Here is an 18,082-nt window from a genome sequence, read left to right on the forward strand (position 1 = left end):
CATCAAATTAAATAGATTTTATATCCTGAGTGAATAAGACCCCAACAGGAGTTCCTGCAAAAACCTCAACAGTTGTAGGTGTGTTAAATAATACTTGAGCTTGCTGCCCCCAAGTTTTACCCACGGTGGCTAAACCAATCACCGCATTTTCTAAAGTAGAACGACCTACACCATTGGCAATGGTTACGTTATTACCACCACCTGTACCACCTATGGTAACTGTAGTATTAGCAGACTGGAATGCATTACCAAAGCCCTCTAAAAATGAGGAAGCAAACAACGAGCCGTATCTTAATAAAAAGTGATGGTTTGTTTTACTTGAAAGAGCCGTTCTTGCTGTATTTGGATCAATTGCATAAGCTGAGATCGAAATCGTTTTTGGAGCGCCAGGAATTGACATGGAATTAAATGTAATGACCATTTTGTCGGCGTTGGAAGGTAAATTAAAGCTACCAATTAGTTTGGCTCCTTTAAGCCTACCTGCAACTATGGTTGCTAAAATCGGCCCTGGCTCATCACTATTAACTGAAGTATCGATTACAGCGAACAAAACATCACCTGTTTTAATCATATTTACTTCAGTAGTTGATGTGGTAGTCGTGGTCTGAGTAACAGTTGCTCCGGTACCAGGACCAATTCCTGCAGCTGCAGCAACTGCTTTATCTTCATTTCCTGAAGTGTAAGTCTGCGTGGGCACGTTTTTCCATTCTGAGATTAGTTGATTCGCCGCTGTTAACATGTCAGAACTTTTTTGCTGAATTTTTTGTTGATATTTTTGTTCAGCCAATTGCTGATTTTGTCTATTAATAATGTCTTGCAATTGTTGATTACTCGCGGCAGATCCTGGCGTTATAGTTCCTTCGGCTCCCCCTTGTCCTAGGGTAGGAACTCCGCCAACATTAAATGTACCTTGTTGGACATTTGGAGCACCCAAGCCAGCCACTTGGAAAGCATTTATTAACTCAGAAGGGCTGTAGCCAGCATTCTTTAAATCATCAGAGGTAAATCCTGCATTCGCTAAATCTTTAGCGCTATAACCCGCTGCCGCTAATTGTGCAGCTGTGAACCCGGCGTCTTTCAAATCTTTCGCACTAAAACCTGCTGCTCGTAGTTCTGCAGCTGAAAATCCTGCATCTTTAAGATCTTTAGCGCTAAAACCTGCGGCTCTTAATTCAGCAGCGGAAAATCCCGCATCCTTCAATTCTTTGGCACTAAACCCTGCATCTTTTAATTCTTGGGCAGTAAAACCAGCTGCTCTTAATTGTGCGGCTGTACATCCAGCATATTGTTTTATTGATGCAGCACTGACTCCTGCAGCTCGCTCCTTTTTTAACTGCTCAACACTACAACCTGCATTTTTTATACTATCCGGGGTCACCCCTGGAGGTAAAGTTGCTCCTGCTGCATTTATTTCCCCAGCAGAATAGCCCGCTTTCGCTAGTTGATCAGGTGTAAATCCGGCACTTAATAAATCTCCTGCAGAAAATCCTGCATTTTTTAATTCTTCAGCGGTAAAACCAGCATTTTTTAAATCCGCTGCACTAAATCCTGCATCTTTTAATTCCTTCGCATTAAAACCAGCTGCTTTTAACTGTGCGGCTGTAAATCCGGCATCCTTCAAATCCTTAGCACTAAAACCGGCATCTTTTAATTCTTTAGCGCTAAAACCTGCATCCTTCAATTCTTTCGCACTAAAACCCGCATCCTTTAATTCTTTAGCGCTAAAACCCGCATCTTTTAGGTCTTTAGCACTAAAACCCGCATTTTTTAGTTCAGCTGCTGTAAAACCGGCATCCTTAAGTTCTTTTGCAGTATAACCCGCATCTTTTAATGCTTTGGCGGAACATCCCAGGGTTTTTTTAATAGTTAAGGCACTAACCCCTGCTGCTCTTGCTTTTTTCAGTGATTCCACACTGCAATCTGCAACACGGCCAGCTGCGATGATATCTGCAGGACTCAATCCTGCATTTTGTAAATCTTTGGGGGTAAATCCCGCCGCAAGAAGTTGGGCCGGTGTATATCCCGCATCAAGTAAGGATTTAGCACCATACCCAGCATTTTTTAATGCTTCGGCACTACAGCCATTTAATTCTTTAATTTGTTTGGCAGAAACACCGGCGGCGAATAGTTTCTTCAGATTATCTGGATTACAACCCGCAGCTTTGATTTGCGCATCGGTCAACGGAATTGCACTACTGATTTGTTGTGGGGTAAAACCCGCATTTGCTAAATCTGCATCAGTAAAACCTGCAGCTTTTAATGCTTGAGCACTACAACCAGCATATTGTCTAATAAGGGCGGCGCTCACTCCCGCAGCCTTTTCCCTTTTTAAGGCATCAACATCACAGCCTGCTTTTTTTACATCATCAGAAGTAATACCTGGCGGCAATTCACCCTGGGCCGCCCTTATATCCGCCGCAGAATAGCCCGCCTTAGCAAGATCATCTGGCGTAAACCCAGCATTTAATAAATCCCTCGCGCTATATCCTGCAGCCTTCAATTCTTCCGGAGTAAAACCAGCTCGTTTTAGATCGGCCGCACTAAATCCGGCATCTCGCAACTCTTTAGCGGTAAATCCAGCAGCTTTTAATTGCGCTGCGCTACATCCACTGATGCGTCGAATTGCTGAGGCGGTCACTCCAGCTTTACGTAATTTAGTCAATGCATCTACACTACAACCTGCTTTTAATACGTCCGCAGCAGTCATCCCTGGTGGTAAACCACTTGCATTGGCGATTTCTTCTGGAGAATAACCAGCCCCTTTTAATTCATCATCAGAAAAACCAGCATCTTTAAGTTCTCGTGCAGTAAAACCCGCATTACGTAATTCGCAAGCATTATAACCACAGTCTCTTAAGCGTTCTGCATTATATCCTGCATCTTTGAGCTGTCTTGCATTGTATCCTGCAGCCTTTAGCTCTTTACAGGGGCAAACTTGATTCAAATCCTTTAAAGAATAACCATTATCTTTTAATTGGGCACAACTACACGCCTCTTTAAGATCGGATAATTGGGCTCCTTGGCTAACCACCTGATTAACCACTTTTTTTGAGCACCCCCCGTTTTGAAGTGCCTGCAGCCACAGACTTTTTTGAGACCCTTCTTCATTCTCTCGGGCTAAGGTAGCAAACCCTACGCCACTTTGCCCTCCTTGAGAACCGATAACGCCAACTCCCTCACCCAAAGCTTGGGTACGGATAATTGTAGGAATTGCACTTCCCCCAGTTTGCTCCGCTTTTTTGGCCTGATCAAGATTCTGCTCTTCCTGCAATTTGGCATATTGAGCCGTTGGATTGAGAACACCCGGGATAGACTGGATAGCTCCTGGTGTACTCCCAAGAGTAGCAACCGCTGAAGGACCGCTATTTATAGATCTCAATTTTATATAGCCTATCACCACAGCAATTAATAATAATGCCACTGTAAAAATGATAATCACTCGCGTACGCGTGTTTGAAAAAAGCGATTTTATATTTTCTTTTCTGCCAGCCATTTATAACCCTTCTACCTTGAGCTGCATGACCTTCCCATGCCAGGAAACTAATAACACCGGAGATTTTTGCATTTCATAAGCATGCGTCCCATCTGCGCTGGTCATACTTGCTAACCAGCCCGGCGACAATATAGTAAGATTTGTTCTAACATACATTCTGTCGTTAGCTAACCAAGCCCGCGCATCCCCTCCGGTGATACTTAATCGTTTACTTCCAGGAGGTGGTACACCATCTAAAACATGAAGAAGCAATTCACTTGCTGAGGGCGGAATCCCTGTTTCTAGGGGCATGCTTTTAGCATTTGGTCCATAACCTTGCACACGCAAATCAACTCGGTAATCAACAGCTTTTTGACCCGGTATAAGGGTCAACATCACCGGAGTATTCAAACCTCTCAAACGGACGGCCAAATTACCATAATTGTATAATTTTAGTGCTTGAATCATTATTGTATTGCTGGTTTTATCCCATTGAATATTAAATGAGTTTGGGTCTCCTAAATCATAAGCAGCAATTGGCCATGGAGCTCCTGATGAATCAAGAAAAACTAAGGAAGAAACAAACCCTTGCGCCAAACGAATGACAGGTGGGGTAGAGCCTGGAGATAAATTCACAAATTGAGAAGTTGCTGTAGGTTTTGGTGGTGTACCTACAGGTGAAGCTTTTGCATACTCCATAGTCTCATTTAATTGTTTTAAATGAACAATTTGTCCTGTATTCAAGGGATAAAGACTTTTTGTCATATCCTTATAGGCTTTATTATCAATAATCTCCTCATCATTGCGAGTAATGACCTCTGGAGCATTAGAATTATTGTTAGGAGTAGGTGGAGCAGTGGGTGCCGGGGGTTTATAAATATTATTCGCTAGAGGAATAGGAATATTTGCTTCTGGGCTTGGTGCTGAAGCTGGATTTTGGCCAAGAGGCTGATTTGGTCCTGCAGGAGGGTTCTGCCCTGCTTGCTGATTTTGTGCTGCGGGCTGATTTTGTGATAACCGCTGCTGCAATAAACGCAACTGTTGTAATGCCTGTTGCGCACTATCAGACTGATCCTGCGCATAAGAAGAACCAGGAACCCCATAAGCTATTCCGGAAAGCAAACAAAACTTTAAAAACCAGTTCAGCTTTTTCATTAAGACACTCCACCCGCGGCAGGTCCCACAACAAATTGCGATATACCTATTCCTCTAGGGGAATTCAAAGTAGATACACGTGTAATCAGCATAGTAACTACATTATTCTGTTGCGTAAACTCACTGGCACTCTGATAGGTTACTAATATTGGCATTTGGACTCGCCAAGAAAAACTGCCATTTAATACACCTTTTTGTAAGATAATGGGAGCGCGGGTTGCGACAGCCGAAACAATCAGCTTCTTGGCTTTGACTGCATCCAGGTTATTTGATTGTTGTAAAGCGCTTAAAAATTGATCCCAACCTTCAGGTGTAAAAAACCCAGATGAAGCCTGTAGTTCGTCTCTGTAATTCACGAAATTATAAGTAAAAGCTGCAATAGCTGCTTGGTTTGCCCATTGTAATACTGCAGAATCGGATTGGTTTGGTTCATTTAAAGGGAAAAGTGGTGTTATACGGCCATTTATACTCGTAGCAAAATACTTGGGCGCTGGCGGATGAGTAATCATATATACCAATAATGAAGCTAGAACTATATTGACAATAAGAGCTATTAACAATGCAAGCATTACTTTACGCTGGCTGTCTTTATAAAATTTGTTTCTTAGTGCGACAACTGTCAAGGCATCTTCAGCCATAATATCCTCTATTTATACTTATTGTGGTATCAATTTATCCTCACTCTCCGCTGGTGGATCAGGAGGAAGTAACGCATTAGGTGTATAATTCGGAGCCAAAAGAGGTTGCAACTGAATAGGGGGAGCTATTCCACTCGTTGCATAATAATCCCGCTCAGGTTCTGTTAAATGAAGGTAAGCGATCAAAACTCCAAAAATGCAATTCACTATTGAAGAGATAATTAAAGTAATTAATCCACGTCTAAAGGAGAGAACATAGAAATTTTTACTATTTTTTATCAATTCCCAAGTGTTACGACTCATTTTTTCCCCTATGCCACAGCTCGTCTAAATGTAATCTCTACCCTTGCATTAATTGAATTATCACCACCCTTAGTAAACCCAATAATAGGTTTATCACTACCCAAACCTTGTGTAAAGATAAAACGGCTATCTACCCCCTGAGACCAAAGGTATTCACTAACAACTCGCGATCGAGCTAAAGTCAACGCGTGTTCTCTTTGTGGAGAGACATATTTGTTACTGTAACTCGCCACATTAATTGCAATTTTTCGAAACTGTTTCAGGAATACAGCAATTTCATTGAGTAATGGGTAGGATTTCCATTTTAACCGTGGTGTTTCGGGTTCAAACAAATAATTAGCAGGAATACTGATCATATAATCCTGACCAATAGTAATTACTTTTACCCCTTTTTTATTTAATTTTTTAGCGAGTTTCATGATGGTAGCATCACAGGCACCAAGGACCTTACACGGATATTTAGGCTCCTCTTTATCCAGTGCCCAATAGTCACCTTTGCAGGCGGTCAACGTCAATAAGACAACCAATCCAACAGCCTGAATTAGATTAATACGTACTGATCTCACTCACTATCCTCATATTTCAAAATGACCATTTTAAAATGATTCTGACTGTAGTTCTGTTGTGTTCCATCTTTAAGAAAAGGATGCAAATCATTACGTTACAATGAATTCAATAAAATAGCTATTTTTTTAAAAATTTATTTATTGCTTTACATTTTTTTGAATAAAAACAGCGCCGATAGGCTCTTTTTTTTCCAAACGGTAAAATAGCCTTAGAAAGCTAAGTATTTATGAAATAGGGTTTTGTAATAATAAGTCTCAAGGTGTTCTAGCCATGTATCAACATGGCTAGCTTGCTTGCGAAGGCTCTGGGATTTAACAAAGCAGTGAAATCTAAATATTGCAGAAATAGTTTACTCTTCTTCACTTTTTTTCGCTGCTTTTTCACGTTCCGTAGCAATTTTTTCTGATAATGATCTAACCAGATCGGTTAACTCATTTGGAGCAATGAAATCTCTTTCCTCAGGCGGATAGCTGGTAGCCAATTGGAAATCCTTAATCAATTCATTTGCTACTGTCCCTGCATATTTATCCTTAGCTCCAGCTAAACGCTCAATATTCATCATCTGGTTACGTGTTTCATTAATGGGCAGTAAAGACTCAGAGAATGCGGCTTTATCACTAACCAATATCGGAGGCGCACCTTCATTTTCTCGTAGTGGGCTAAATATTGTTAATGCACCTTCGACTTCTTCTTCAATTAGATCTTCGACAGGCTCAGGCTCATTATGACCATGAAATGCAATCAAAGCAGAGACACCTCGCTCTATTGGCTCTTCTATGGGAGATTCTCGTAACAACTTAGAAATAAGCGTAATTTCTTCACTTTCTGCAGTTTTGTTAATTGATAAATCCCCGCTTTCCAATATGGCCTGAAAAGAAGTCAGTTGTTTTTGTAACTTCATTAAATAGTCGTCGGGTGGCGCTTCAACTTTCAAAAATTGATTCAGTTTCAATTTCTTCACAGGTTTTGGATTCGCATAAAACATACGAGCACGAACAATTTTTGACTTGAAGAATATATGTGCCTCACCTTCTGTTTGTTCTTTTAAATCCAAAAGATCCACACGTGCTCTCTTTTCAAAAGAAGAACTTTTACTATCCATATAGGTATTTGCTATGCTGGTATCTTTAGCCTGGAACGAATCCACTTTAGTCACATAGGCTTCCCCTGCTGTTTTGGTGAAGAAATCCCATGTTTCTGTTGGATCCTCCAATTTCATACATATTTTAATGTTCGTATTTGCACCGATTGATGCAGCTTCTTCTTTAGACGCCTTTTGGAATGCAGGTAAATCTTGCCCTGCGAAAATTGCAGAGAATCCCAGAGAACGCGCTTGTGCAGGGACAACTGCAAAGCCCTGAACTGCATAATACCCATACTCATCCAAAATGCACATATAAGGTGTAGGTGCATTCGTGGGCTTTCTCAAGATCACATCTCGATAATCCCCTTCAACGTCTTCTCCTAAACCTGCAGCCATCATTGCTTTTAATGAAGAAACAATAATCTTTCCAAGGTTAGACAACTCATCTGGAGATTTTTCTAAAGCGGGCAATAATACAACCAGAATCCTACGATTTAATACCACGTCCTTAAAATCTACCTCAGCCAAGTTCGTACGAACAATATGTCCATACGTATCCGCCAATGATGAAAACGCTCTAACCAACTGCATGGTAATAAAACCATGTTGTTCCAAAACCTGGGATACTTGCTTTCCTTTTTTCTCTTTATTGTAACCTGGCAAGGTACCTAAATAGTTACGTAAAGGGTCGGTAACCAGTTTTGGTATTTGTTCAATATTCACACTTTCTTGATTATCACGTGGGAAGATTTTATCAACAACGATGACTTCTAGCCGGTTTAAATCAAAATAGTTACGGATAGTATCCGCATCCAAGAGTATGGCACCTTCATCACGCATATAGACTAGAAGCCGCATCAAAGCTTCAACGAAGGCAATCGCACGACCCTTCCACATGTCTCCATCTCCGCCTCCTTTTGAGTCACCCATTAAACTTACTACAAGTTGGGTTAACATACTGGAAGAACCTTGAGAAAAAGGATTAAACGTATTAGACAGTCTTCGTTCTTGAGGACCAATAATGTCGCGGGCCCCAGTCATAAAGTTGATTAGAAGCAAATCGTCTTCACGCCCCATGCTCCGGACCATGGAAAAAACTTTTGCATAAAGTGAGTTATCCCCTTTGCCGTCCACATAAATGAAACCACTGCCTTGGACTAAAGCATTAAAAGCAAGAGAAACCAAACATTCCGTTTTACCGCTACCGGTTGAACCGAAGATTAATGCATGGGTACGCATATCATCATTAGCAAACCATAATTCATGGCCTGTTTTTCGATCGTTACCAAAAAAAGCGATGCCACGAGCCATATTAGGCTTGTTAACACCTGGCTTCATATCGTTGAAATCTTTTACTCTAGAAATTAGAGGAAGTCGGAATGGTAATTTTTGTTTCCGAGTATAACTGTAAAGAAAACTTCCAGCACCTACAAGCATTAAGAAAGTTGCGGCCTCGGAAAAATAATAAGACATCGCTGCTAGAGTAAAAAGTATAATCGAGATATTAGTTGGATCAGCGAAAAAATCCGCTAATCTCTGCGTCAAAGTCCGCGTATCCCTAAGTAAAAGGGTGGGATCTAACTCATGACGTGATTCGATACCACGCATCATGGCTCTAACTCCTGCATTTGTCGGGGTGTTAACTTAACTTCTTTTATGGCTATTTCCAAAGCTTTAATCGCCTCATCTATCATTGGCACCAAAGAACGCCGGCCCATTTCTTTCTCAGCTTTCCAGTGAGCGTACGGGCCTGCAACTTCTGAAAAAGGTGTTTGTCTACCAACACAATTAAGCATATACCATAAACGTCTATCAACCGGTCTTAACCATAAAAATTCCGAGCTCGGAACAACCCCATCATCCCGGGCTTTTTCTAGTAATGAAGCCATTACACTTAAAGTATAGGCGTGTTTTGTAACAACTTCCTGTATAATTTCTGTGTTTTTATATTTTTCTATTGTGGGTCTAGCAACAGAATAGTCAAGTTTTCCTGCAACATAAGTTCTATCTAAAGTTGTTAAAATATTATTTGCAGCATCTCTATCCCGATTAATACGAGCAAGGAAAACAGCAGCTAACGCGTAAGCTTGTGGTGAACAATGTTCAAAACCATCCCAATATGGGCCTAATTGTAGGGTAAAAACTCGTTTCGCATCCCCTCTTCGAATCCCTGCGGTCATCTCCTGGCCGGGTACAGGATTGTCTAATAATACATCTTCTTTTTTTAACAAATTGTATTTGCGCGCAAATTCCATGGGTGTTAGAGCCATGGCCCAAGGACCTTTATTTATATCTTGCTCGACTAAATCTTCTTTAACAATAGGCATAATTGCAGGCCAGTTAAATTGCTCTTGCTCACGTAATTTTTTCATATCATAAATTTTGCGAAACTTAAGAGTAATATTGGACTGATACAAAAGAACTGCCAAAACAAGTAATACAAGAACTACAGGATAACGCATGAAGTCACCCACAGCACGTGTAGTATCTACGAGTTGTTCCCAATTCACTGCATTGGGATCAATAGTTTGCATGATTTGAATCAAGCTTGCTAGTTGCTCACTATGAACAAAAAGATTAACTAGTTTTGCTTGCCAAATATTAATTTGAAAAACAACCATCACAATATACTGATGTCCCATTTTCCATATCAGAAACACAGTAATAAACAACAGTACCATGACCCATATTGGACCCATGCCACTATCTTGACCTTGTTGTTGCGGTTGTTGTGCCATTAATGATACTTCAAAATAATTTGTTTGCTTTAAGTATATACTGCTCTATGATAATTTTGCGAGAGATCCGCAAGTATATCTATGCTTTTATACCATGTTAAAACAGGATCACTGTTCTTTAATCAAACGACCACGTGAATATTTATAAACACCCGTTAGATGCACAAAACGAGTAATATTTTCTACGTCTAAAGATCTATCTTTTAACGTGAGCAATGGACTACCTAATCTATCATATAAGATTTTATCAGGAGCAAGAGAAATAATATCAGTTTTATTAATGTAAATCGCAACATATGCCTCGTTCTGCTTATTCTCTTTTGATTTAATTATGGCGACTACTTGTTCTTCATTAGTGTAGATTGGACGAGAAATCATTTGACGCGGCAAATTGGCAATTATCCTTTCCCAGGATGAAAGATTAGAACCATCCGATGAGTATAAAGAAACAAAAACTTCCTGCTGACCGCTTCGTAAAGCAAGGCGATTTGCTAAATGAGCATCAGAGCGAAGTTGCGCTTGGCTACGCGCATTAATTTTCTTAGCAAAATTATCGCGAATTCCAACTAAGCGATTACCAATTGACCTCAGAAAATTTGACTTATCCCAAGGCCCATTTTGAATCGCATAATCCAATGCTTTAAGAATCGCGTCATTATGCTCTTCGGTAAACGTTTCTTTTTTCATAAAAATCAAATATAACCTTATAAGAATGAAACACACTGCATAAAACAATGCAATATTAAGGAGTATAACAGTAATTTCGATTATATAAAAAAGATAAACTCACAAAGAGGCATGTAACCTCTTTGTGAATCGTACAAAAAAAAGATTAAAATTTATTTGAAGTTACTATTAACTCATTCCTAAGCGAGATCCACTTTCATTTTCAACTTCTTTGGCTGTATCTTGTTGCTTAGATTCTTGAAGTTGTTGCTTCGCTTCATGGAAAAGTGGGTTTGCAACTTGTGTTTGTTGTTTCTCTTCTTTGGATTGTAGCGCTTGCAACGCTTCAGGACCTTGAGTTATTACATTGTTTACGGCATTTAAATTATTTATTGCTGCTTCAAGAAAATCCAAGCCATCTTTACCTGTTGCTAAAGCCACTGCTCTCATTTTTAGAACAGTATCTTTTATGTTAGAGATTTCTTTAGCAGCAACTGTAGCAGCTGGCTCATCGCTTGGTCCGTGTTCTCCGTGAGCAAAAAAACTCTCTCTTTTCAAAAATCCCATCGCATCACCCCTAAAACATAAAAATCTTTAATAGATTTAGTGTACCAAAAAATATCGCTAATGTATTCTAAATCATCAGTGCTTTCGATTTCTTTACAATTTATTTTTAAAAGAGCACCTAGTCGTACATCAACTCATCCAAAGGGGTATAATCACGACTGGGCCCCCCTTGAATTAACTCATTTAATACGTCGGTCATACACAACAAACGTAAAACATTCGGTGTTACCTCATCAAAAATCACTCGGAGTCCTAACAAAGCACCTTCGGCCTCATCAAATGTCGCTCCTAATCCATAACCAAGACATAGGGAGCACAATTGATCCGCCCGTTTCGCAATAGCGGGTAATAACCCTGTATCTACAAAAACCTCATCATAACTCACAAATCGATCGTTAAGATAAAATTTTGCATTTAAACTGGCTGCAATAACTGACATGCATTTACTTATATCTCGTTCCATATTATCGCCACCACGGTTTTGAAGATTTAAGGGAGCCGGCCAAAACGCTTCTTATCCACCTTAAAAAAACAGGAACTGTAAAACCGTAATGCTCAATAATGCCAAAAAACACTGCAGAGATTAAAACCAAAACCCCTGTCCAAATCCTAATGTGCATTAAAAATAAAAAAATAGGGAAAGCTGCTCGAGCATCAACTATAAAAAATCGGGCACTTCGCGCAGAATCTCTCCAATGTGCAGTTTCAGCAAATCCAGCCATATTTCAAGCCTCAAAAATAATCACCTCTTTTGAAAAGTATATACCTAAACAAAGTCTTTATCACCTTGGTAGTTTGTAAAATATATAATATTTTTACTACAATTCGTCTATTTAATGAATACTATAGATGATGGCTTAACATTAAAAAAAAGTCCTCTCCAATAAAGAAGAGGAACTATAAGTACGGATGACGATTTTAATACGGATGACACTTTTATATTATTTTTTATCCATTGGGGAATGTCCTTTGGTAAATGACGCCCCTAAGATGTTGTTTAGGACGTGTTTCATTTCTAATTCCTCAGATGGTTTTTTTGCAGAGGGCGTTAATTGAGGCACAGCAAATTCTTGTGCAACTTCCTCTGTCTCCTGCGAGTTAGCTTCAGTACGGGTATTGCTTTGTCCGGCACCCAGTTTTCCTAACATTTTCGAAGTACTGTATTGACTCATCTGAATTCCTTCTATGACACCATAACTAATAAATTAGCATAAAGAACTTAAGGAATTATTAACACAATTATATTTTTTATAAAAAATACTATTGAGTAGTATGTCTATTTTACGTTATGTTAAAACAACCTATTAAAAAAATAGGTTCACTTGTCATTTATGGATGAATGCAATTGCTCAACTGACTCCAAAAGTCAAAGCGATTGAGAAACAATAGAGTCTTAAGCAATGGGACTCTAGAACAGGAGGAAATATGGCTAAAGGTGAAGTTAAATGGTTTAATAACGCCAAAGGTTGGGGGTTTATTATTCCAGAAAATGGCGGCGACGATATTTTTGTTCATTTCTCGTCGATTCATGGCACAGGCTACAAAACATTAGTTCCCGGGCAAACAGTCAATTACGATGTAGAACAAGGGGATAAAGGTTTGCATGCAGCTAATGTAATAGTACTTAGTGAAAATGCTAATACTGAAATGGCTTAATTAAGTTAACGCAGTATCATGTGGTGCTGCGTCCATTAGCCAAGAAAACGAGATAATTTTTCACAAATACTGAATTAAAAACTGTCTTCATGTATGATCACCTTATCCTCTTTAAGGTTAAGAATTGGCAATGAAGCATGGTTTGTTACTCATAAATCTTGGCACCCCTAAGAGTGCAGATACTTTATCTGTCGGGAGCTATTTACGCGAATTTCTTACTGATAAACGCGTCATCGATCTCCCTGTTTTACTTCGCTATGTGCTCGTTTATGCATTTATTTTACCTTTTCGTTCGCGACGCTCTGCCCATGCCTATCAATCCATATGGACTGAACAAGGTTCGCCTTTACTATTTCATAGCCAAAACTTAGTTAACCAATTGCAAAAAGAAGTGGGAGCCGAACACCTCATTGCTCTTGGCATGCGTTATGGAGAACCCTCTATTGAGAGTGCTTTGAATAAGTTAAAACATTGCGAATCCATTACTATTCTGCCTTTATACCCGCAATATTCATCCGCAGCTAGCGGCTCATCCATTGCGGAAGCGATGCGTATCATGAGCAGTTGGGAGCTTATTCCATCCATTCACATCATCCGTGATTTTTTTCAACATCCAGCGTACTTAAAAGCACAAGCCCAAATTATTAAAGCGTCTCTTGAAGAAGATTCCCATGTTCTTTTTAGCTACCATGGAATTCCTGAGCGCCAAATTACTAAAAGCAGCTGTAAGACTATTTGTATTGAATCCTGCCCTCTTTTAAGAGATGAAACTCAAGGTTGTTATAGAGCACAATGTTATGAAAACAGTCGTTTATTGGCCCAGGAATTGGGCTTATCTGCGAATAGCTACAGTACTGCGTTCCAATCAAGACTGGGCAAAACACCCTGGGTAAAACCTTATACGGATCAGATCCTAGCTGAATTGATTGCTCGAGGAATTAAAAAATTGATTGTTGTTTGTCCTTCTTTTGTAGCCGACTGTTTGGAAACACTCGAAGAAATAGGAATGCGGCTCAAACAACAATGGATAACACTTGGTGGTGAAGAATTAATTAACCTGCCTAGTATGAATGTCGACCCTTTATGGAGGAAGGCCATTATTACAATCGCGCATCTGCAACCCGCTTCTCAACCCAAGAGCCTCTTGTGAAGCCCCAGCTAATCGTTGCCAATATCTGGGGTATCCTCGTTTCTAAATTGAAGATTATTGGATTATCAAGCACTCTGCTTATTGCTTTGGGTGTTTACTTTACATTCTATTATCAGACGTCCAAAGCTCCAGCCTCATCACTTAAAATAGTGGAGACCGTGACGGTTTCTCCGTCAACAATTGAAAAAAAGATAAAGCTTATTGGCATCATACGCCCTAAGCATGCTGCAGTTCTTATTGCCAAAGGATCGGGAGTGCTTGATATACTCATGAACTCAGGACAAATAGTCCAAAAAGGTGACTTAATTGCCAAAATAACTAATCCAGACATTGAAAGAAGCTATCAACTCTCTAAAGAAACAGAACGATTGGAAAACACTCAATATCAACGGCTTAAAAATTTACAACAAACAGGATTTGTTAGTGCACGAGAAGTAGAGGAGAAAAAGAGAATCTGGATTGATTCGCAAAAAGAAAAAGCAAAGACCAAAATTGAATTAAAAAATATGCGTTTTTATGCTCCATTCGATGGCGTTATTGGTGCATTTAAAATTAAAGAAGGGGCACAGGTAACTGACGGCGCGGCGGTAGTTACCATCTACGATCCGGATTCGTTAAGCGTTGAAATTGATATTCCTTGTACGAATATTCATTCAATCGATGAAAACCAGCCTATTTATATATTAGGAACACGGTATCATTTAAGTCATGTACAAAAAATGATTGATGATGAAACCCATATGTGCCCAGCGGATGTTGATATCCAATGCACTCATTGCTTAGTAGGAGCCAGCGTATCCACCCAATTGGTTGTGAATAAAAAAACAGAGGCCTTAGTTATTCCTACGCAAGCTTTATTTCTCAAAAAAGGTACAACTCATGTTTATAAGGTCGTGGATAAAAAAATTGAACTTGTAGCCGTCAAAACAGGGTTACAAGAGCAAGATAAGGTTGAGATTATTTCAGGATTAAAATCTGGAGATCAAATAGTAAGCAAAAGTCCCGAGCGATTATATTCGGGACTGGAAGTCTCAATTTATAAAGGCTAAGTATCCTCTTATGAAATTTACAAGCTATTTCTTAAAGCATCCCGTGATTGCAATTATACTTAATTCCATGGTTCTGCTTCTGGGAATACTGTGTTTTAATTCGTTACCTTTGAGAGAATATCCCAATATCAGTTTCCCGGTTATTACAATAAATACCACTTATCCCAATGCTAGCCCTGAATTAGTCGAATCAGTTGTAACTAATGCCCTCGAGGATCAGCTTGCTGGGGTAGAAGGATTAGAACTAATGACGTCACGTTCTAACCCAGGAAACTCATATATTACTTTAAGATTTCGTCCAGGGACCTCCATGGACAAAGCGTTGAATGCCGCTCATGAAGCCGCACGGTTGGCACAACTTCCATCATCAGTAAAATCACCTGTTATTGAACGTCAGCGCCAGGCGGATGGCTTGCCTTTTATAGGAATTGCCCTGGAGTCTTCTTCGTTAAATTTTGGAGAGCTCACCCATTATGCCAATTTGAATCTAAAAAATACGCTCCGTAGCCTTAAAGGAGTTGCCTCAGTTGATGTATGGGGGCAACCTTTTACTTATACTATTCAATTAGATCAGAAAAAATTATATACATTCGGCATCAATGTTGATGAGGTTGCCAATGCGATTGCTAATAACCATTTATCGCTACCAGCAGGTAGTTATCAAGACAAGATTCCTACTACACTTGATTTTGAATTGAAAACTCCGGAAGATTATGAAAATCTAGTAATCAAAACTCAAAATCATCATCCAGTTTTTCTCAAGTCATTAGCAAAAATTCAATTAACTACCGACACCAGCCAATTTCGAGTTAAAGTCAACGGGCATTCAGGATTAGTACTTGCAATTAATCGCGCGAGTGATGCAAATCCAATTGAGGTATCTCAAAGTGTCCGTAAAGAACTCAACATCTTAAAAAAAAGTTTACCTGATGACATCAAGACTAAAATCATAATTGATCAATCGGAATTTATTAAGGCTTCCCTTAAAAACATTCAATCTTCTATCATTGAATCAATTTGCTTAGTCTTAGTGATCATTTTCATTTTTCTGCGAACTATACGCGCTACACTTATTCCTTTAATTGCAATTCCGATTTCTCTTTTGGGTTCTTTATTGTTTTTGAAAATTGCAGGCTTTAGTATAAATCAAATGACGCTTCTTGCGATGGTATTGGCTGTTGGTTTAGTAGTGGATGATGCCATTATTGTTCTTGAGAATATATGGCGTCATATTGAAGACAATTTATCTCCTATGGAAGCCGCACTTAAAGGCTCCAAACAAATAGGTTTTGCCATTGTCGCGATGACATTAACTTTAACGAGCGTTTATGCCCCTATCGCTTTAATTGACGGCATGATCGGTCAATTGTTCATTGAATTTGCAGTCGCCCTAGCAGGAAGTGTATTCATCTCAGGAATGGTAGCATTAACCCTTTCACCTTTGATGTGCGCTACATTCTTGCATAAAAATACCAAACACCTATGGCCAGGGATTGATAGGTTCCTAAATAGCCTTGCTCAGTATTACTATAAATTACTTAATATTATCATCCATCGGAAAAAAACTACCCTTTTTATCCTATTCCTTTCATTGAGTTTGAGCCTGCTCTTTTACAAAATAATGCCTGGTGAAACGGCCCCGAAAGAAGATCGTGGCTTGATAGGTATTTACACTCCACCGTTATCCGGAGATAACTTAGACACCCTAGAAGTCAATACCAAACTCGTGCAAAAATTTGTAGGTAAAGTGCCCGAAGCAAAAAATACATTAACCTTTTTAGGAAGTTGGGGTAGTAGTATTGTTATGCCTTTAAAATCTCATCAACAAAGAACTCGTTCAGCCGAGCAGATTGTTCATTCATTAAAACCTAAAACTGAGCGACTACCCTCAGTCGATGCTTCGGTTTGGAGCTGGGACTCAGGATTACCTGGAGTAGAAGATGCACGTAATAACTCTGAACTGGAACTCGTTATTTCAACCACCGAGAATTTCCGCCAATTATTTGAAGCAACAGAACGCTTGAAAAAGATACTGGATCGAAGCAAAACATTTGCTTCTACTCGTTATGATTTGCGTCTCGATTCGATGGGATACTCAATAAATATAGATAAAAACACCTTAGCCCAATTAGGATTGACTCCCGCGCAATTAGCTAAAACCGTTGAAGTTTTTTTCAGCAGTGATAAGTCCTTATCATTTCAAAAAGATGGGGTCTCTTACAATCTAACCTTGCAGGGATCATCCAAACCCTGGACCCTAGATGAACTTTATCTTACAACGCCCTCTGGAAAACGCATTTCATTAGGTTCAGTGGCTCAAATGAAAAGACGTGCTCAGCCCACCGCATTAGAGCATGTCAATCAAATGCGTTCGACAACTTTATATGCCCAATTACCTGAAAAACAATCCTTTAAAAAAGGAATGAATGAGCTCTTGGAGCTTGCTAAAGAAAACCTCCCCAACCAGTATAAATTAAGTTGGGGTGGTGCCGCCAAAGCTTATAATGAATCGTCGCATACGATGGTTTTGTTATTTGCTTTAGCGATACTCTTTATTTATGCCATTCTCGCAGCCCAATTTGAAAATTTTATTTACCCACTCATCATTTTACTCACCGTACCCCTGGCTTCTTTTGGTGCGCTCTTCTTTGCTTATTTATTTGGACAATCTCTAAATATTTTTACCCAAGTCGGTTTAGTCACATTAGTTGGACTAATCAGTAAACATGGTATTTTGATCGTAGAATTTGCTAATCAATTGCAAAAAGAGGGAAGTTCATTAGCAGATGCGATAAAGAAATCGTGCTCATTAAGGCTGCGCCCCATTCTTATGACTACTGGAGCCATGGTTTTTGGTGCTATTCCGTTGGTACTTTCACATGATGCTGGCGCCGAAGCCCGGCATGCAATAGGTACAGTGCTTATAGGGGGCTTATGCATTGGTACATTATTTACTTTATTTGTGCTTCCTGCTGTCTACTTCATGATCTCAAATATCATAAAAAAACCTGAGAAATTCTAATTAGTGTTAGTCAGG

16 protein-coding genes are annotated in these 18,082 nt (G+C 39.5%); 4 read left to right on the forward strand and 12 right to left on the reverse strand.

Translation table 11 applies throughout. The features are described 5' to 3' along the window. Positions 1–7 precede the first annotated feature (7 nt). The 12 genes from dotG to ACWTE2_RS33035 all read right to left on the reverse strand — a co-directional run bounded on the left by dotG (position 8) and on the right by ACWTE2_RS33035 (position 12,362). Positions 8–3,493, reverse strand: coding sequence for a type IVB secretion system protein DotG/IcmE (gene dotG / locus ACWTE2_RS32980; protein ID WP_454786079.1), 3,486 nt, complete (start codon positions 3,491–3,493; stop codon positions 8–10). Further along, the gene (locus tag ACWTE2_RS32985) at positions 3,494–4,627 is read right to left on the reverse strand and encodes a DotH/IcmK family type IV secretion protein (protein ID WP_454786080.1); all 1,134 of its coding nucleotides are present in this window, start codon (positions 4,625–4,627) and stop codon (positions 3,494–3,496) included. Continuing rightward, positions 4,627–5,265 (reverse strand): type IVB secretion system apparatus protein IcmL/DotI, encoded by a 639-nt coding sequence (locus ACWTE2_RS32990; RefSeq protein ID WP_058466659.1) that lies wholly within the window; start codon positions 5,263–5,265, stop codon positions 4,627–4,629. Before ACWTE2_RS32990 ends, ACWTE2_RS32985 begins: the two co-directional genes overlap by 1 nt. An 18-nt stretch (positions 5,266–5,283) precedes the next feature. After that, entirely contained in the window at positions 5,284–5,568 is a 285-nt protein-coding gene (gene icmM, locus ACWTE2_RS32995) for a type IVB secretion system protein IcmM/DotJ (RefSeq protein ID WP_182391550.1), read from the reverse strand. A gap of 8 nt (positions 5,569–5,576) precedes the next feature. Then, the gene (gene icmN / locus ACWTE2_RS33000) at positions 5,577–6,134 is read right to left on the reverse strand and encodes a type IVB secretion system protein IcmN/DotK (protein ID WP_454786081.1); all 558 of its coding nucleotides are present in this window, start codon (positions 6,132–6,134) and stop codon (positions 5,577–5,579) included. 350 nt (positions 6,135–6,484) lie between these two features. Next, positions 6,485–8,830 carry a TraM recognition domain-containing protein gene (locus tag ACWTE2_RS33005; protein WP_454786082.1) on the reverse strand — a complete coding sequence of 782 codons (2,346 nt, stop codon included), beginning with the start codon at positions 8,828–8,830 and terminating at the stop codon, positions 6,485–6,487. Next, entirely contained in the window at positions 8,827–9,957 is a 1,131-nt protein-coding gene (gene icmP, locus ACWTE2_RS33010; protein WP_182391553.1) for a type IVB secretion system coupling complex protein DotM/IcmP, read from the reverse strand. The genes ACWTE2_RS33005 and icmP overlap by 4 nt, the downstream gene beginning before the upstream one ends. Positions 9,958–10,065: 108 nt before the next feature. Then, positions 10,066–10,644 (reverse strand): Dot/Icm secretion system protein IcmQ, encoded by a 579-nt coding sequence (gene icmQ, locus ACWTE2_RS33015; RefSeq protein WP_182391554.1) that lies wholly within the window; start codon positions 10,642–10,644, stop codon positions 10,066–10,068. Between the two features lie 168 nt (positions 10,645–10,812). Further along, on the reverse strand, positions 10,813–11,190 hold the full coding sequence (locus ACWTE2_RS33020; protein ID WP_454786083.1) for a hypothetical protein: 378 nt from the start codon (positions 11,188–11,190) through the stop codon (positions 10,813–10,815). A 118-nt stretch (positions 11,191–11,308) separates the two neighbouring features. After that, positions 11,309–11,653, reverse strand: a complete 345-nt coding sequence (locus ACWTE2_RS33025) for a type IV secretion IcmS family protein (RefSeq protein WP_182391556.1) — start codon at positions 11,651–11,653, stop codon at positions 11,309–11,311. A 1-nt stretch (position 11,654) separates the two neighbouring features. Next, positions 11,655–11,912 (reverse strand): IcmT/TraK family protein, encoded by a 258-nt coding sequence (gene icmT, locus ACWTE2_RS33030; RefSeq protein WP_220470997.1) that lies wholly within the window; start codon positions 11,910–11,912, stop codon positions 11,655–11,657. A gap of 219 nt (positions 11,913–12,131) precedes the next feature. After that, a complete protein-coding gene (locus ACWTE2_RS33035; RefSeq protein WP_182391557.1) occupies positions 12,132–12,362 on the reverse strand; it encodes a hypothetical protein in 231 nt (76 codons plus the stop codon). Positions 12,363–12,615: 253 nt separating this feature from the next. On the opposite strand from ACWTE2_RS33035, the gene ACWTE2_RS33040 reads away from it, so the two are divergent. The 4 genes from ACWTE2_RS33040 to ACWTE2_RS33055 all read left to right on the forward strand — a co-directional run bounded on the left by ACWTE2_RS33040 (position 12,616) and on the right by ACWTE2_RS33055 (position 18,067). After that, entirely contained in the window at positions 12,616–12,846 is a 231-nt protein-coding gene (locus tag ACWTE2_RS33040; RefSeq protein WP_182391558.1) for a cold-shock protein, read from the forward strand. A 130-nt stretch (positions 12,847–12,976) separates the two neighbouring features. After that, positions 12,977–13,996, forward strand: a complete 1,020-nt coding sequence (gene hemH, locus ACWTE2_RS33045; RefSeq protein ID WP_454786084.1) for a ferrochelatase — start codon at positions 12,977–12,979, stop codon at positions 13,994–13,996. Continuing rightward, the gene (locus ACWTE2_RS33050) at positions 13,993–15,045 is read left to right on the forward strand and encodes an efflux RND transporter periplasmic adaptor subunit (RefSeq protein ID WP_454786085.1); all 1,053 of its coding nucleotides are present in this window, start codon (positions 13,993–13,995) and stop codon (positions 15,043–15,045) included. The genes hemH and ACWTE2_RS33050 overlap by 4 nt, the downstream gene beginning before the upstream one ends. A 10-nt stretch (positions 15,046–15,055) precedes the next feature. Then, complete coding sequence (locus tag ACWTE2_RS33055) at positions 15,056–18,067, forward strand: efflux RND transporter permease subunit (RefSeq protein WP_454786086.1); 3,012 nt, start codon at positions 15,056–15,058, stop codon at positions 18,065–18,067. Positions 18,068–18,082 lie beyond the last annotated feature (15 nt).

Source organism: Legionella nigrisilvae (assembly GCF_977063395.2).

What these genes read in the sequence shown, in the direction of transcription:
- dotG (WP_454786079.1), bottom strand. Translation starts at nt 3,493, where the DNA reads ATGGCTGGCAGAAAAGAAAATATAAAATCGCTTTTTTCAAACACGCGT.
- ACWTE2_RS32985 (WP_454786080.1), bottom strand. Translation starts at nt 4,627, where the DNA reads ATGAAAAAGCTGAACTGGTTTTTAAAGTTTTGTTTGCTTTCCGGAATA.
- ACWTE2_RS32990 (WP_058466659.1), bottom strand. Translation starts at nt 5,265, where the DNA reads ATGGCTGAAGATGCCTTGACAGTTGTCGCACTAAGAAACAAATTTTAT.
- icmM (WP_182391550.1), bottom strand. Translation starts at nt 5,568, where the DNA reads ATGAGTCGTAACACTTGGGAATTGATAAAAAATAGTAAAAATTTCTAT.
- ACWTE2_RS33005 (WP_454786082.1), bottom strand. Translation starts at nt 8,830, where the DNA reads ATGATGCGTGGTATCGAATCACGTCATGAGTTAGATCCCACCCTTTTA.
- icmP (WP_182391553.1), bottom strand. Translation starts at nt 9,957, where the DNA reads ATGGCACAACAACCGCAACAACAAGGTCAAGATAGTGGCATGGGTCCA.
- icmQ (WP_182391554.1), bottom strand. Translation starts at nt 10,644, where the DNA reads ATGAAAAAAGAAACGTTTACCGAAGAGCATAATGACGCGATTCTTAAA.
- ACWTE2_RS33020 (WP_454786083.1), bottom strand. Translation starts at nt 11,190, where the DNA reads ATGGGATTTTTGAAAAGAGAGAGTTTTTTTGCTCACGGAGAACACGGA.
- ACWTE2_RS33025 (WP_182391556.1), bottom strand. Translation starts at nt 11,653, where the DNA reads ATGGAACGAGATATAAGTAAATGCATGTCAGTTATTGCAGCCAGTTTA.
- icmT (WP_220470997.1), bottom strand. Translation starts at nt 11,912, where the DNA reads ATGGCTGGATTTGCTGAAACTGCACATTGGAGAGATTCTGCGCGAAGT.
- ACWTE2_RS33035 (WP_182391557.1), bottom strand. Translation starts at nt 12,362, where the DNA reads ATGAGTCAATACAGTACTTCGAAAATGTTAGGAAAACTGGGTGCCGGA.
- ACWTE2_RS33040 (WP_182391558.1), top strand. Translation starts at nt 12,616, where the DNA reads ATGGCTAAAGGTGAAGTTAAATGGTTTAATAACGCCAAAGGTTGGGGG.
- hemH (WP_454786084.1), top strand. Translation starts at nt 12,977, where the DNA reads ATGAAGCATGGTTTGTTACTCATAAATCTTGGCACCCCTAAGAGTGCA.
- ACWTE2_RS33055 (WP_454786086.1), top strand. Translation starts at nt 15,056, where the DNA reads ATGAAATTTACAAGCTATTTCTTAAAGCATCCCGTGATTGCAATTATA.